14 protein-coding genes are annotated in these 14,221 nt (G+C 50.2%); 7 read left to right on the forward strand and 7 right to left on the reverse strand.

From position 1 onward, the window contains the following. Positions 1 to 2: 2 nt before the first annotated feature. The 3 genes from AC2FFP_RS02530 to AC2FFP_RS02540 form a co-directional block, all read right to left on the reverse strand. Positions 3 to 1,112, reverse strand: coding sequence for an HlyD family secretion protein (locus tag AC2FFP_RS02530; RefSeq protein ID WP_496724564.1), 1,110 nt, complete (start codon positions 1,110 to 1,112; stop codon positions 3 to 5). Positions 1,113 to 1,194: 82 nt separating this feature from the next. After that, a complete protein-coding gene (gntH, locus tag AC2FFP_RS02535; RefSeq protein WP_496724566.1) occupies positions 1,195 to 2,649 on the reverse strand; it encodes a guanitoxin biosynthesis MBL fold metallo-hydrolase GntH in 1,455 nt (484 codons plus the stop codon). 4 nt (positions 2,650 to 2,653) lie between these two features. Then, positions 2,654 to 2,962, reverse strand: a complete 309-nt coding sequence (locus AC2FFP_RS02540; RefSeq protein WP_496769140.1) for a hypothetical protein — start codon at positions 2,960 to 2,962, stop codon at positions 2,654 to 2,656. Positions 2,963 to 3,043: 81 nt separating this feature from the next. On the opposite strand from AC2FFP_RS02540, the gene AC2FFP_RS02545 reads away from it, so the two are divergent. The 6 genes from AC2FFP_RS02545 to AC2FFP_RS02570 all read left to right on the forward strand — a co-directional run bounded on the left by AC2FFP_RS02545 (position 3,044) and on the right by AC2FFP_RS02570 (position 7,867). Further along, positions 3,044 to 4,432, forward strand: coding sequence for a tetratricopeptide repeat protein (locus AC2FFP_RS02545; protein ID WP_496769142.1), 1,389 nt, complete (start codon positions 3,044 to 3,046; stop codon positions 4,430 to 4,432). A gap of 420 nt (positions 4,433 to 4,852) precedes the next feature. Further along, entirely contained in the window at positions 4,853 to 5,110 is a 258-nt protein-coding gene (locus tag AC2FFP_RS02550) for a YjhX family toxin (protein ID WP_496769145.1), read from the forward strand. Positions 5,111 to 5,120: 10 nt separating this feature from the next. Then, positions 5,121 to 5,642, forward strand: coding sequence for a GNAT family N-acetyltransferase (locus AC2FFP_RS02555; protein WP_496769147.1), 522 nt, complete (start codon positions 5,121 to 5,123; stop codon positions 5,640 to 5,642). A 263-nt stretch (positions 5,643 to 5,905) separates the two neighbouring features. Further along, entirely contained in the window at positions 5,906 to 6,796 is an 891-nt protein-coding gene (locus AC2FFP_RS02560; protein ID WP_496843689.1) for a DMT family transporter, read from the forward strand. Positions 6,797 to 6,839: 43 nt separating this feature from the next. Further along, the gene (locus tag AC2FFP_RS02565; protein ID WP_496723918.1) at positions 6,840 to 7,172 is read left to right on the forward strand and encodes a protein tyrosine phosphatase family protein; all 333 of its coding nucleotides are present in this window, start codon (positions 6,840 to 6,842) and stop codon (positions 7,170 to 7,172) included. Positions 7,173 to 7,216: 44 nt separating this feature from the next. Next, positions 7,217 to 7,867 carry a glutathione S-transferase family protein gene (locus AC2FFP_RS02570; protein WP_496880677.1) on the forward strand — a complete coding sequence of 217 codons (651 nt, stop codon included), beginning with the start codon at positions 7,217 to 7,219 and terminating at the stop codon, positions 7,865 to 7,867. A gap of 31 nt (positions 7,868 to 7,898) precedes the next feature. Here AC2FFP_RS02570 and AC2FFP_RS02575 read toward each other — a convergent pair whose 3' ends face one another. Next, positions 7,899 to 8,489 carry a TetR/AcrR family transcriptional regulator gene (locus AC2FFP_RS02575; protein ID WP_496723914.1) on the reverse strand — a complete coding sequence of 197 codons (591 nt, stop codon included), beginning with the start codon at positions 8,487 to 8,489 and terminating at the stop codon, positions 7,899 to 7,901. 138 nt (positions 8,490 to 8,627) lie between these two features. Here AC2FFP_RS02575 and AC2FFP_RS02580 point away from each other — a divergent pair, with 138 nt between their 5' ends. Continuing rightward, positions 8,628 to 8,984, forward strand: coding sequence for a TrmO family methyltransferase domain-containing protein (locus AC2FFP_RS02580; RefSeq protein WP_496880731.1), 357 nt, complete (start codon positions 8,628 to 8,630; stop codon positions 8,982 to 8,984). A gap of 281 nt (positions 8,985 to 9,265) precedes the next feature. Here AC2FFP_RS02580 and AC2FFP_RS02585 read toward each other — a convergent pair whose 3' ends face one another. From AC2FFP_RS02585 to AC2FFP_RS02595, 3 genes are all read right to left on the reverse strand, one after another. Next, positions 9,266 to 10,096, reverse strand: a complete 831-nt coding sequence (locus AC2FFP_RS02585) for a hypothetical protein (RefSeq protein ID WP_496880678.1) — start codon at positions 10,094 to 10,096, stop codon at positions 9,266 to 9,268. Then, positions 10,083 to 11,750 (reverse strand): AAA family ATPase, encoded by a 1,668-nt coding sequence (locus tag AC2FFP_RS02590; RefSeq protein ID WP_496880732.1) that lies wholly within the window; start codon positions 11,748 to 11,750, stop codon positions 10,083 to 10,085. Before AC2FFP_RS02590 ends, AC2FFP_RS02585 begins: the two co-directional genes overlap by 14 nt. Positions 11,751 to 12,355: 605 nt before the next feature. Beyond that, on the reverse strand, positions 12,356 to 14,221 hold the full coding sequence (locus AC2FFP_RS02595) for a TniQ family protein (RefSeq protein ID WP_496880679.1): 1,866 nt from the start codon (positions 14,219 to 14,221) through the stop codon (positions 12,356 to 12,358).

Genomic DNA, 14,221 nt, shown 5'->3' on the forward strand with positions numbered 1-14,221 from the left:
TTTCAAAGATAATTGAGCTTTTTAGTGATCCAGAAAAGGATCTCTGCCAAAACACCAATGGCTCCGGCTTTGTCTGTCTTGACCAAAGCTGTTCCTGACGTTCCAAATTGCAAGTAATTATTGTCTGCGTCTGCAGGTAGTTCAACCAATACGATGTAGCTGGATATCCCGGCTAGTTCGCGCAATGAGGGAAGGCCTGATCTAAGATCAACAGTACCTTCGACAGTTCCGACCGGAAAATCGGAAATACGGCCGGTAATTTCTCCACCGGGTTCCGTTCTAAATGCCAGCCGGATTTCATCACCGACCGAAACATTAGCGCGACTGGATTGGGGCAGAGTTGCAATTACTGCATAGTCCCCAGGTTTGACAAAAGTTATTGCCCCTTGTAGCGGAGTGGCGCGGTTGCCTGGTCGGAGTGATACAGCCGTGACAACGCCGTTTCCCGGCGCTTTTACAACTGTTTGCTCTAAATCCCAAAGAGCTTGCGCAAGTGTCTGCTCGGCCTCCACAACACCTGCGTCACGCCCGTCGATCTTCGCGGCGATACGCCGTTCAAGGCTTGTCTTCCGGGCTTCTGCTGCGCGGATATTCGCGGTCAACTGGTCGATGGTTGAGACAGCCTCTTGCAGTTGGAACGTGGTTGAAGCCCCGCGTTCTTCCAAACGGATGATGTCATCACGACGCTGAATTCCGAAAGTCAGCTGAGCAGTCAAGGATTCAATCTCGGCCTCGGCAGCTGATAAATCTGATACCAGTTGGTCGGCAGATGACTTTGCAGTTTCCAGGACAGCTTCGAGCCGGGAAACCTCGGCTTTGAAAACCTCATTATCTATCCGGAATAGGGTCTCGCCCTTTGCGACTTCCTGGTTTGGCTCCACAACGACTTCTGTAACCGTGCCCGCCACGTTCGGAGCAATATTCGTTGAAACACCCTGAATGGATACCGGGCCAGTCGGAGTTGAGTGGTTCAGCGCACCGATGACCACCAGAGCGATAACAGCGGCTACACCGTAAACCAGAGTTTTCCAGAATCCATTCCAGGGGAGAAGGTGAAACTTGGAAAAGACCAGCCAGACTATTCCAAAGTAGAGGCCGAGTACGATTAACAAGACTTCATTCCTTCGTGATGTTTCCGGAAAATTCGAACGACCACCCAAACTTACGAGTGATCGCCCTGTTTGTCATGATGACTTAGTTGTCACCTTGCTCTTCCAACACTTTGCGGTTGGCTTCACGATGGCGCCACGCCGCGCCCATACTCTCTTTCAGATTTTCGGGAAGCGCTTCCAGAGGAACAACAAGGTCGTCATCAACTGGCCACTCTGTCAGCAGCTCAGGATGATATCCCTCGGGATAGTACAGCTTAGGATCGATCTCCATATCGCGCACGTAGGGTTCTTGAATGTCTTCGCGCCGATGGGGTGGCTTCGGCACGATCAATTGACCATTGCTAAAGTCAAACTGCGGCGCACGTGAGTTTGGAAACTCGGGCAATATGCCTTCGCGAACCCATATCTGATCTTTGGTGACGTTCACAACGATCCCGTCAGGCGCTCCAAAGTGATAGGGGCCTTTCCAATGCTCTCGGATTTCCGCTACGGTTTCCTCGATCTGATAGGGGTCATAGCTCATGTGAGTGTTCATCAAAAGCCTGGGTTGCACCAGGTTGGCAATGTAGCCGGCCGCATAGCTGGGCGTGTGATGGGTATCGACGGTATACCGCCCGAGGAATGGCGGCACGCCTTGAACTCCGGATGAGATTTCGATGATTTCCTGCTGCTGTTCCGTGACGAAGACATCACAGCCTTTGGCAAAAGGAACATCGATCATGTTGGGTCGACCGTCACCCGTCCAGATGAAGCACATGCCATTCCAATCCATCCGGTATCCGGACGCACCGTCCTTGGCATGGCTTCTTTGCCAGTGTGTGACTTTGACCCCGTCTTCATCATAGATCACGCCACCATTGTCACGGAAATCAAATTCGTTGACTTCGATGTCCCAACCTTTGCCAACGGGAAAGACGCTGAACGCATCCCGGTGCCAGCCGGTCATCATTTTCATGCCTTCTACCATCGTTGCGGTGCCGTACTCCTTGGTGCGGCCGGATGGGCCGTGGACCGTCAACTGCTCGTGCCATCCACCTGCCCAGGTTCCGAACATCCACAGGTACGGCAGCCCACCAAAGTGGTCCACGTGCAGGTGCGTGATGAATACATCGGTAATTTCATTCAGTGCATATCCACTGGCAATGATGTTCGCTGGTGAGCCCTCACCAATGTCAAACATGAAAATCTTACCGTTACCCAGCTCAACAAGAATGGCTGTGTTCATTTGCCCAGGGCGAATGAACGGGGCAGATCCCATGAAGATAATTCTCATCTCGTTGGGCTGTACATCTTCTGTGCGTGGGAACCAGTTTGCCGCACTTTTCAACCACGGTTGAGGAGAGATGCCCTCAAAGGTCAGACCCTCTTTCCAACGTCCCATTGGGACGCCGCCAGTCAGTGCAGCCTCAATATCTTCTTGGGATGAGGGCTCCTGTACCGGAGGAGCCTGACCAAACGCATTTGTGGCGAACAATGTCGCTGCGACGGCGAGTGCGCTGAGTGACTTAATTGACTTCCTCTGTCTGTCTTGCAGCATATTTTCAGTCCTTTGTTCGAGCCTGGGTGAATATGGGAACCACTTCTGAAATGGCTTTCGGGACAATCTCTGAATTGGTGAATCGAGAGAGATGCTCGGCGATTTCCTCGGCTAGCCCGTCTAGGCTTTCGGTGACAGGATCGATCAGACATGGTGACGTCCGCTCATTGACCTTCCGGGCCCTCTCCAACTCGGTTGAGAGCAACTCGAAGTCACCGCAAAGTGCCTCGAATCCACGATGGTTCTTTCGCATAACGCGGATGCGGCTGATTTGGTCCGGAAAAGCGAGCTCTAGTAAGTTGATGTCCGTCATTGCCCTGGCGCCTAGTCCATCTCTGGGCACTAGGCTGAGGGCACATCGCGCAACGCGGAAGGGTTACACCGTGAATTTAGGGTGACATTCAAATATTCATTTGACAGTATGAGGTTGAAAATACAGAGAAACTTGAAGTTTCAGATGCCCGACAGAGAATTGACCCTTGATCCGGAACGTCACGCGACCCGTGTGAAGTACGCGCTGGACCAGGTATTGGCGAGTGACATATTTGGCAAGGCGGAACGCCTTCGGAATTTTCTGAGCTACGTTGTCGAAGAAGCCATTGCGGGTAGATCCGAGGCTATTCTTGGCAAAACAATCGCTCAGGATGTTTACTTCAAGAGTTTTGCCAGTGATGACGGCCACATCAACGTTGTTCGTGTGGATGCGGGGCGGTTACGGCGGAAACTTCAGCAGTACTATGAAACGGCAGGTGCTGGAGACGATCTGCGCATTCACATTGATAGCGGCGGCTACGCGCCTTGGTTCGAGGACCGCTCTGGTACAATTCAGAGCAATGTCGATCACACGCCATTCAGGCCAGGATTACCTTGGCGGATTGGTATCCCTGCTGTCACCATAGCGATCATTGCTCTTGCTTACGTCTTGGGCGGGCGCATGGAACAGGTTGTCGACCTCAACCCAAAGACATCCGCGCGCTCACTTGAGCGACAGGCTCTATCCGCTAAATCACCCGCTGCAGTACAGGCGTCAAATTACTGCGATCAAGCTCGGGGCCTGCTGTTTCCAATCGCAACTATCGATAACCAGATCCTGGCCAGCGACGTATTTAGAATGGCAATAAATGAGGCTCCCGATTTTTACTGTGGATATGCCGGATTGGCCCATAGTCTGGGAACCCAGGCTCTACTAACGCGAGGCGAGGAAGAGCGTGACGCGCTGATACTGTATTCAGGACAAATGGCACAGAAAGCTGTGGATATTGCGCCCTCAAACGGCTGGAGCCAATCGGCAATGGCATGGGTGTCTTACGTTTCTGGCGACTATGACAGCGCATTGGAATATTCAGCACTCGCCCAGTCGCTTCGACCCAATGACGGAAACGTTCTGGACTTTCGCGGCGTGATACTACTGGTTATGGGTCGCTTTGAAGAAGCGTATGACGTCAGCGACCCAAGCCACCCCAGAGAGATAGGAAGTCATCGGTTTGCCCACAGGAACATTCACGCGGTTGCCAGTTTTCACATCGGTGAGTTTAGGGAAGCAATCGCATCTTTGAAATTTGCGAGTGACAATGGGGACCCGGTCAGCGCGCTCTCTTTGGTTTATTTGGCGGCTGCCCATCAGAGTTTGGGTGAATTCGAAGAAGCAAAGGCAACACTAAAACAACTTAAACAGTCCTGGCCAGAGTTCAGGCCAGATCTTGTACTAGCTGTGTTTTATTCCAGTCCAGATTTATCAGAAGAGGTGATTTCAGCCTTAACGGATGCGGGATGGCGGTTTTAAGATATACCCTTTCGAGCCATGGTTGGAGACAGGCCCACGCACGTAAAGTGTGTTTTACCGCCAACACAAGCGAACATACCTTGGTAGTTTTATTGAACGCCGAAAGCGGTCATTGGAATTTGTTGTAGCTAACGGCGGAATTGTCCCGCATCTTACCAGTTTAAGCGCCGTGTAGCGAACGCCTGCTTCTCGGCAATAGATGCATTCCGCATGGTCTGTATTTACCTGAACCGATTCAGAGCCTAAGTGCTGACAGTGACTGGGGCAGCGGCCTCTCACAATGGAGATTTTGTGAAAGAGTCCCGGGCCTAACGCCCGTTCCTGCCGACGCAAATTCAGGAACACCCACACTGATAGGCACACTCATGCGCGACGCTGAGTGGCCCGTTTGTTGTACTTTCGTAAAATCGAGACATCCCAATGAACATCTCAAAGCACGAGCAACGTGTTTTGCATGAACTCGCTTTAGGCGGCGAGATAAAATTCGTGCGCGCTGACAACGGCAAGGTCAAATCCGTACAGTGCTTCACACGTTACGGCTTCGTATTCTCAGCTTGCACCTTGGACGTATTCACGCGGCTCAAGGAAAAGCGCTTCATCAAATCCATCAAAGGCGGCCAATACCGCATCACCAAACTGGGCAACACATCCGTGCGCGCCCAAATGAACCAGACTTGAGGAAACACACATGAAAAACGATGACATTGACGCCATTCTAGACGTCCACCGATTGGCATTTGGCGAGGCCGAAGGCGAAGATATAGCTCAGCTCGCCAAGAGCTTCCTTGACCATCCGGAGACGATTTCGATCAGTGCTGCACGGGACAGGAAACTCGCGGGTAATGTGCTGTTCACGCCATTTGTCTTTGCGGATCATCCCGATGCGACATGCTACCTGCTCGCACCGTGCGGCGTTGTTCCAGAATACCAAGGCCATGGCGTTGGAAAAGAAAACATGGAGACTGGCATCGAGCACCTCAGGTCCATCGGAACGGACGCAGTGTTCGTGTTGGGTGTCCCGACATTCTACCCGAGATACGGCTTTGTGCCGACCCAAAAGCAGGCACCTTATCCTGAATTGATGAGAGCGGCTGATGCTTGGATGGCTCTGGAGTTGACCTCAGGTATAGTCGAAAGACTGAGCGGCCCGACAAAGGCTATCCCACAATTCATGCATCCGCATTGGTGGGATACGTCACAACACGGTTGATGTCTGCATCGCCAGCAGAACCAGGCACTCGGTTTCAATGAACGAGTGCCTGGTTCGTCCCGCGATTGAAATCAACTCCACCAAATGCCGCAATTTCCCAATTTGAATGCTATCGCCATCCAATAATACGGTTAGATCAATAATCATACCAATTAGTATGATTATTGTTGACTTGGTGCTCACGCCAACATAATCACACTTGAAAGTATGATTATGAGTGGCCGAACTTCATTTGCTGCTCCTACAACGCAAAGGATACGGCAATGTCTGAAACAACAACCGCTCAACTAGGCAAGAACCTTCGATTCAAAGGAATGTTAATCGCGCTTGTCGGTGCAGCTCTGATGAGCCTCGACCCGGTGTTCATCCGGCTTTCTGGAGTCGATGAACTTGAAACCACATTCCTTTTTGGTTTGTTTACCGCAATTTCCATGGCTGTCGTCATTCAGGTAACTGACAAACGGGGTTTGTTCAAAGTCCTGATCGAAAGCGGGTGGCCTGTGATTGTCGCTGGCATTTTGATGTTGGGCAGCAGCACTGGCCTGGTCTTCGCCATTAAGAACACCTCTGTCGTCAATACCTTCGTAATTCTCAGTGCAATACCCGCCGTTGCAGCTCTGTTTGGTTGGATTTTCTTGCGCGAACGTGTCTCCAAGCAAACGATGTTTGCGATCATCGGGGTTATTGTCGGCATTGTCGTGGTTGTTTCCGGTTCTACCGGTGGCGGTGCCAGCAGTTTATACGGCGACTTGCTTGCCCTGTTTGCCGTTGCCGTTCTGGCACTGATGCTGACATTGCTGCGCAAATTTCCGGACGTTAGCCGCATGGGCGCGGTAGGCTTCGGTGGCTTCCTCGTCGCAGTGGTCATGTTCTTCTTCACCGAACCATCCTCCTTCAGCACCAACACATGGCTGATCATGGGCGTGATGGGTCTTCTTACGGCCCCGTTTGGCCGTGTACTGTCGATGGTTGCGACTCGCTACGCCACAGCGACTGAAGTTTCGATGACCCTGATGCTGGAAACCGTTCTGGCACCAGTTTGGGCATACATTTTCTTCACTGAAGTGCCGGGTGCCAACAGTCTCGCCGGTGGCGCCATCATCTTGATCACCATCACTGCTTACACGCTGTATCTGGCGAAACAGAAGGACTGAAACCGCAAGGTTTCAGTCCTCTTTATGATGACAGGAGTTCAAAATGGACATCAAACAGATCTCAGCCGACTTCAGCGTAAGCTCGCAAATTTTTGAGAATGACCCGACAGCCGTGAAAGACGCTGGATTCAAGGGGATCATTTGCAATCGGCCCGACGATGAGATTGCGGGGCAGCCCAGGTTTGCCGAGATAGACAAGGCAGCGAACAAACTTGGATTGGCTGCCCGCTATGTGCCCGTTCAGCCCAGCGCGGTAACGAGCGAAGATGTGGCTGCATTTATCAAAGCGCTCGGAGATCTCGAAAGCCCAGTTTTGGCGTTCTGTGGGTCGGGTATGCGCTCTGCCTCACTGTGGTCCCTGCTGCACGCAAAGTAACCACTGACTGAACTTCCTGACCAATTTCAAAGCAAGAGGTGACCATGACTAAATTTGAGATTGTAGGTTATGATTTTTGCCCATTCTGCCAACCCACCTTAATCACGCTCAAGGAAAAGGGCGCTGAGTTCAAGGTTACTTACATAGAGCCCGACAAAAAGCCGAAGTGGGTGTACCAGTTATCGCCGCAGGGCGCGACGCCGTTTCTATTGGTGAACGGTAAGCCGCTATTCGAGTCTGCTGCCATGAACGAGTTCGCCAACGACGCAACCAGTGGCGACCTGCATCCCGAGGATGCGTTCCAGAGAGCGCAGAATCGCATGTGGATTGGTCGCAGCTATGATCTGCTGGATCACATCTATGAATTGAAAACCGCCAACGAACAGGTTGTGTTTGAAGTTGAAAAAGAGAAGCTGAGAGCCAAACTCTGCACGATTGACGAGGCTTTGGGCGATAACACGTATTTTAACGGGGGCGATTTCAGCCTGGTAGATACAGCGTTTGCACCTTCACTCCGAGCCATCGTGATACTGGATGAACATTTCTCGACGGCCATACTATCTGAATTACAAAACATCGCTCGGTGGTCCAACAACGTCCTAAAAAGGCCATCGGTTCGGACGTCAGTTGTTGAACACTTTGAAGCCAATTCAGTGGCAAAAATCGCTGCTAGCGAAGCGTTCGTGGTTCGCTAGCGCACGGTTAAGGCGGTGTGCGCACTGAACCCTAAGACTGATTAGAGTTAGCCAATACCATAGTGGTTGCGGCCTCCGCGAGCCGGACGATCTGCTGGTCGTTCGGCTGCCTTCTTCCAAGCAGAGCTTCATCCCGGTAGGCTGAAAGCATCGATGTATAAAGAAGTATCTCCTCGTGGGGATCGGAAATGGACAGCCGTTTTTTGAAGAAATTATATAGTGCGGCATTTGTTTCATCAGGGGCCGCTGTAAAGAAAGTCTCTATGATCTCTGGCGATTTGACACTTTCTGCGGTCAGCAACCTAAAGACACGCATTGGTTCTTCTTGGATGTGCCAGCGGATAAATCCCTCTGCGAAGCCGACTAGCGCTTGTCGCGTATCAGAATGCTCAAGATGGCGAGTGAAGTCCGCATTGCTTGATTGTCCAAGGAACTTGATAGTTGTTCCAAACAATTCGATCTTGGATGGGAAGTAGCGATAGACGGTCTGCTTCGTCACGCCTGCTAGCGAAGCTATCCTGTCCATATTGGCGGCTTCATAGCCCGCCGAAAGAAATTCTTCCCTAGCAGCGTTCAGGATGGAGACGCGCTTCGCTTCTCTCTTTTCTTCCATCTTGCCCATACTGCGGTAACCACTCCCAATATTATCATCCCCATAAGTATGATAATATTGACTCCGGAGCAAGCGCAAGTTAATCACACCGCTCCGTATGATTATTGGAAAGTTCTCTAGATGCTTACCCTCAACCCAATTGGGTGAATCAAAACGCCCGACGAACGACTTGAAGATTGCCCGAACAATGTCGAGGCCGAAGGACCTGAATGTGAAGTCATCTTGTATCAAGAGTTTGCGCCGGGCTTGAAAGGTCTACGTGTCGGCCAATCGGTATTATTGTCATACTGGTTTGAAGGTGTTGAAAGGCCTCTTGTTACACAAACCCGTGGACCAAAGGCCAACGGTAAGGAAGTTGGCACCTTTTCCCTACGTTCTCCGCATCGACTAAACCCAATTGCTGCCTCAACTGTTCCAATTCAGTGGATATCCGACGACAAACTTGGTGTGAGAGGGCTAGACTGCCTCAGCGGATGTGAAATGACCCATAGTTTGCCCATTTGATCTCGTGTAACTCGTTGTTTTTGTTGCAGTTCATATTTGAATATTACTCTTTGGCGCCCATAAAATACACATAGCACGTACATTCAGTACAAGTTGGTTTCTTATCGCAAATTGAGCCCTAGGCTTGCGCTGAGGGCTATTCTAATGCCTCACGGCCCACGAATTTGTCCTCTTGCATCTATGGAAATCAAAGACCAGTTGTTGTGAGGTATTCAGCATAGTGTTTTCTTCCTCGCAACACAGGCAGATGTTCTCTACCACCCTAAAATTGATCTAAAGGCCTAGCAGTTATCAAAGATCCAGTCTGAAACACTTCGCCTCGAGATTGAGCGAAAGAAAATCGCTGCCCAAGAATTTGGGCCTGTCTCAGCAGATTTCCCATCACTAAGCTCAATCAAGTATGAGTGAAATTCGTCGCTGCTAGCCCGGTAGTCCCTATGCTTAGGAAGAATCGCATCGGGTTGAGCCTTCAAGCGTCCCCATCTCTTTCCAATATGCGTTAAGAAGTTGGTCCTAAGAACTATGTTGTCTACATGAAATTTGACGTTGTTGTAATTTGGATTGGAGGCTGCAATCGTATAGTTGATCGTAAAAAGCGGTGGAGTGTCGTTCGGGTTAAATTTTAGATCGATCAAAGGCTCTACCATGCAATCATCGTAGTAGGGATGAAGGACCCTTGCATGAGTTACCTGATCAAATAATCTCTCACCACGCATTCGATTGCAGGAGCAAGCTGGTACAAGATTATATGAAACGCATGCGTACTCTGGGTACTTTTTTTTCGTTAAATAGTGGTCAAGTTCGGTTGGATTATATCCCCCGCACATTGGGCACGTTTCCCCGGCAAGTGAATCCCGAAGCTCTCCAATGTAGCCCATTCCTTTGGGAGGCGATTCATACAGGTCAAGAACGGCCCGTTTCTCTTTAGCAGAAATGCGAGTAGACCTTACAATGTTCGGGTCTCCACCCGCAGCATCGTAGTGCTGAGCCAGGCGCCCCGCACGCAATCCGAGTCTGAGAAGATTTGGGTACGTTTTTCTTAGTTGCTTGTTTCTACTGGCCGCACATAGACTGGCCGAGCCGCTGTCATGCGGCTTATCAATCTTCTTCATTTTTGTTTACAATCTTAGAAATCAAATCTTCTGATACGAGCGACTTAAGAGATGAGACGTCCTGACCGGTTCTTGAAATGTGACTGAGAGCACGGTTTTCGGTAGTTTCCATTTCGTCTTCGCCAAAAACAAAAAGAGAAATTAAGCCGACATCGGCTCCGAACGTCTTCATCCTTGTTTTTTGGACGCCCACTCTACCGCCAACAACACTTTCTGCGCCGTCCCTAATGATATGAACCATCTCTTCTTGCACACAACGGACAACATAGGCCGAGTGGGTGGCAACTACGGCAACTGATCCCGTCAATTCTAAGACTCTGTGCAGAGAACCCATCAATGCATCGATAAATTGAGGATGCAAAAACACTTCTGGCTCATCCAGCAAAATTAAAGATCCATTTTCGGTATAAGCGGAGGAAAAGATGCAAAATCGTATATAGGCTTCTTCACCGGAACTTAGATCGTTTGGTTCCCGGCCGAACACGCCCTTTGAACGATCTATTGATTCCTGAAAATCAGAGATATCTTCTTGGACTTGACCATCGGTTCGCGTGAAGAAAACAACGTTACCATCACCCATGTGTGCTGGACGAATTTTCGACACATCAATCGGGCCATGTATTTCATGGAAAATGGAGATAGGGCGTTTCTTTCGAGCTTGGTCCAAACTATCAAGTAATATTTCAAACCGAGTTGTGTCAGCTACCCTAGCGTCCGAACCAATCATTTCCAATAAAGTATCAATTAGGCTGGCTGACGATCGCCCGGCCTCATCAGCCATATTGTATATCTTATACCCAGATACCATTCGCTTTAGTGTCTGCGGTGGGAAAACCTTTGAGACCCTATGACCTGAGTAAAAACCAATAATTCTGCTTGGTATAAAATTTCCGCGCCAGTCGTTCGAAAGAGCACCTAGCGCCATTTTGGCGATATGCCGTAAAGTTTGAGTTTTCCCTGAACCATTCTTCCCGATTAGAACTGCAATCCGCTGCCCCAGATCCGTAGTCAAACCGAATCTAAAATCAAATGAATATTCCCTACCGTCCCGTAACCGGAATCCACACCTAAACTCGGGGCGTGCAGCGTCAATCGACGCACGCTCGTTTTCCTTTAGTATTTCGATGCCATTTTCTAAAAGAAACGATTGTTCAGTCCGCCTAATCAGGGACTTTAGCACTCTCTTCCTAAGGCGGTGATTTTTGATTTCTGGGTTATTTGGCCGATATTCTTTCAATGAAATGATGTCGTTAACTGCGAGTAAAGCCTCCAAAGCATGGTGATTGCCAAGATGGTCAACCAGCGCACGATAATCCATGGCCGAAAGTCCCATCGTGACGAATGAAACTCCTAGATCATTTGAGCTTACGTCAACAAAGGCTGTTTTTTTGGTGCTTTCATCAATAATATGGATAGCTTCGCCTGCATCAAGAATCCTTTGGCCCGTTTGATTTGATAAGAAGCAAATACTTACCGGCCCGTAGGTATACCATTTGGGTCCCAAAGCACTCTTTGGCACCCAAAAGTGAACCCTACAACTGCCATCCGGAGCGACTTCAATGACCGCAAGCCTAGAACGATAGTACTCTTTTAGCTCGGCCTCAGCTAAGCGTATTGGATCCTTACCCGTAAAGAAAAAAGCTGAACTTGCCATCAATGCCAACCATGATTGTTTTTAACTTAGCGTACTGTTCTAAATCTAAAATTTCACCCCCTAGACGCGCCCTATCTGTATAGGACCTAGCGACCTAGTGCTTCAACACTCACCAGCCTGAAAAGTTCGCAGCAGCCGCGAAAATCTGAAGCGGCATTTGGCCGCCAGCAATGTACGCGAGAGTTTTGGTGCGGCTAGCGGCACTACTTGCCCGGCGACCCAGCGAGGAACGGGCTGTTCTGCGCAGAAGAGCCGAGTTACCGGCTCACCTGAGGAAGGATGTCGGCCTTCCGCCGGAGGTTGAACAACCACCTCCTTCGCTCTATCGGTTCCCATTTTAAGGAAGCGACCAAGCAAACCGCTTCAACTCGTTGGTCCGAGTACAGATTAAAAGGAAGGAAAATCCGATCACTGACTTTGAAAGAGAATATACCTTTGCTGGCGACATGGACGCACAGTTTGAACTCATCAAAGACGCGTTTCACAGCGGAGATGAGCAAAAATTTGAGCACGCGCTTCGCACCGTATGTGACGCGAGAGATAGCCTTCGTCGCGGAATTCTCGATATGTTAAGAGACGCAGATTGAAGCGAACCGCCGCATTCGTCAAAAAACATTAGTATCCTCGTTAGCCAACGCGGCTTCAGATGGTACCATGTTCAGAACATGTTCGACGTCCCTGCGACGATAGACATTCCGACCATTCTCGTTAGAGCGATCAAGCGGTTCAACCGACGCCTTTTTCAGCATGGATTTAAGTCTTTGCGAATTGAACTTGCTTTGCCGCGCCAGATTTCTAAGTGTCACGTAGCGCCTATTGAAGTTGTCTAGATCTTCCTGACGCACCACGGACTGAGATTTCCGGGAAATTGGTGACCTGCTCTTTCGAAGCGGCAGATAACCACTGTCGCATAGCCATTTGATGACGCAATCATTGACCCCAAGAAGGCTTTTGAGTTCTTTCTTTGTGAGGCCTTCAACGACCGCAGTGTGCAACTTTGACATGACCTCATCCACATCAACAACAAGGTTTCGATATGTCCGCTGACCGTTGGTAAAACCGACCCAATCCAGTTGGCTTTCGATGATGAGGGTTACGATCTCACCAGTACTGCAAACAGCCTTTCTTGCTGCTGTCTGAATATCGGCATGCGTTCGACCCAGATACCTGACGGGAACCGCCTGCCTTATTAAACGATGTCGAAACTCCTTCAATGCGATGAGCGAATATCGTGGTTTAGCACGGGCTCTACCTGTGACAGGTACAATGAAACCCCACTTCCGCATGACATCAAACTGGCTGCGCGACATATTGAACACCTTCTGGGCCTGGGGTTGAGCAACGGAAGCGGACGTCTCTCTTAAGAAGTCGTCGGCTGCAATTGCGTCAAAGAAACCCATCGCACCATGTTGGATCTGTCCATCGTCAGCTGGTAGAAACTTCTCTTCAATCAGCAATGTCCTCAAACGCTTTGGATGCAATCCTGTCTCTCTTTGAGCAGATGCCAGCGAGTGAACTCGTCGCCTTAGGCATTTCTTTCCAAGAACAGTTTCGTCTGCAGCGATCGGATAATTTGAAATGATGTGGTCACGAACGATGCCCAACATTTTGTTGTACGACTGTGGCTTTCCGCTGAATGCCAACCACTGGTAGAAACGTCCCCAGTGAGCCTGCGGTCCGCCTGACGGGACACCTGGGCGGCGCTGAAGATCTGTAAGCACGGCGCGAAACGCTTCTTCGCCTTGCGACGCGACAGAGAATCCAGCCGATCCCGCTGCCAGCCAATCCTCTGCTTGGAATGCCGCCAGATTTGCCGTTGGGCCGCGCATCATAACCGCTCCGAGCATTTCACAGGTTTTGCTCGCAACTTGAATGCTGAACTTATTGAGCCAATTGTACTCGACACGTCCTTGGAACCTGGCGATTAGGTAGCTTTCCAAATCCGTAGGGGATCTTCTGGCGCTTGCTGCGTCAGCACTGGAGATGATTTCGAAGTCATCAACAATGCGTCCATGAAAGTCATGGGCATTGCGAGGGCTCTTCAGGGCGTCGAGGCCTAGCAACGGCCTAGAATGGGCAACACAGGTTCTCACGCTTGCCATATGCCAGTAACTCCGGCCATAGGCACCAAACTCGCCTCCTGTTTCGATGTCAGCGATGATGCAGGCCGGGCATACGCGTTGGGTAGAACGTAGCAAGGTACGTTTCTCGAAGAACTGGCCTCCAATCGTGTGCCCTTCACCGGTACCGCTGCGGACCGCATTTGACTGAAGCATCTCGCGATCAACATCGCCAAGCTCTGAGAGGCGATTAAGCTGGGCTGTTTCACCACGGACCAGTGCAGGAAAAGCAATCTTCACGTCAGTGTAAAAGTATTGGGCGTACTCTGCTAAGTTTGCCGCAGCCAAACGTGACCCAAATGAGGTCTGTGTCTCAAACGGCTGTAGGTCGATCAGGAACGGCAATGGCAT

This window comes from Ruegeria sp. YTSC004, from assembly GCF_059609805.1.

Excerpts from the sequence above, each read along its gene's own strand:
- gntH (WP_496724566.1), bottom strand. The coding sequence starts at position 2,649 with ATGCTGCAAGACAGACAGAGGAAGTCAATTAAGTCACTCAGCGCACTC.
- AC2FFP_RS02540 (WP_496769140.1), bottom strand. The coding sequence starts at position 2,962 with ATGACGGACATCAACTTACTAGAGCTCGCTTTTCCGGACCAAATCAGC.
- AC2FFP_RS02550 (WP_496769145.1), top strand. The coding sequence starts at position 4,853 with ATGAACATCTCAAAGCACGAGCAACGTGTTTTGCATGAACTCGCTTTA.
- AC2FFP_RS02555 (WP_496769147.1), top strand. The coding sequence starts at position 5,121 with ATGAAAAACGATGACATTGACGCCATTCTAGACGTCCACCGATTGGCA.
- AC2FFP_RS02560 (WP_496843689.1), top strand. The coding sequence starts at position 5,906 with ATGTCTGAAACAACAACCGCTCAACTAGGCAAGAACCTTCGATTCAAA.
- AC2FFP_RS02565 (WP_496723918.1), top strand. The coding sequence starts at position 6,840 with ATGGACATCAAACAGATCTCAGCCGACTTCAGCGTAAGCTCGCAAATT.
- AC2FFP_RS02570 (WP_496880677.1), top strand. The coding sequence starts at position 7,217 with ATGACTAAATTTGAGATTGTAGGTTATGATTTTTGCCCATTCTGCCAA.
- AC2FFP_RS02575 (WP_496723914.1), bottom strand. The coding sequence starts at position 8,489 with ATGGGCAAGATGGAAGAAAAGAGAGAAGCGAAGCGCGTCTCCATCCTG.
- AC2FFP_RS02585 (WP_496880678.1), bottom strand. The coding sequence starts at position 10,096 with ATGAAGAAGATTGATAAGCCGCATGACAGCGGCTCGGCCAGTCTATGT.
- AC2FFP_RS02590 (WP_496880732.1), bottom strand. The coding sequence starts at position 11,750 with ATGGCAAGTTCAGCTTTTTTCTTTACGGGTAAGGATCCAATACGCTTA.
- AC2FFP_RS02595 (WP_496880679.1), bottom strand. The coding sequence starts at position 14,221 with ATGCCATTGCCGTTCCTGATCGACCTACAGCCGTTTGAGACACAGACC.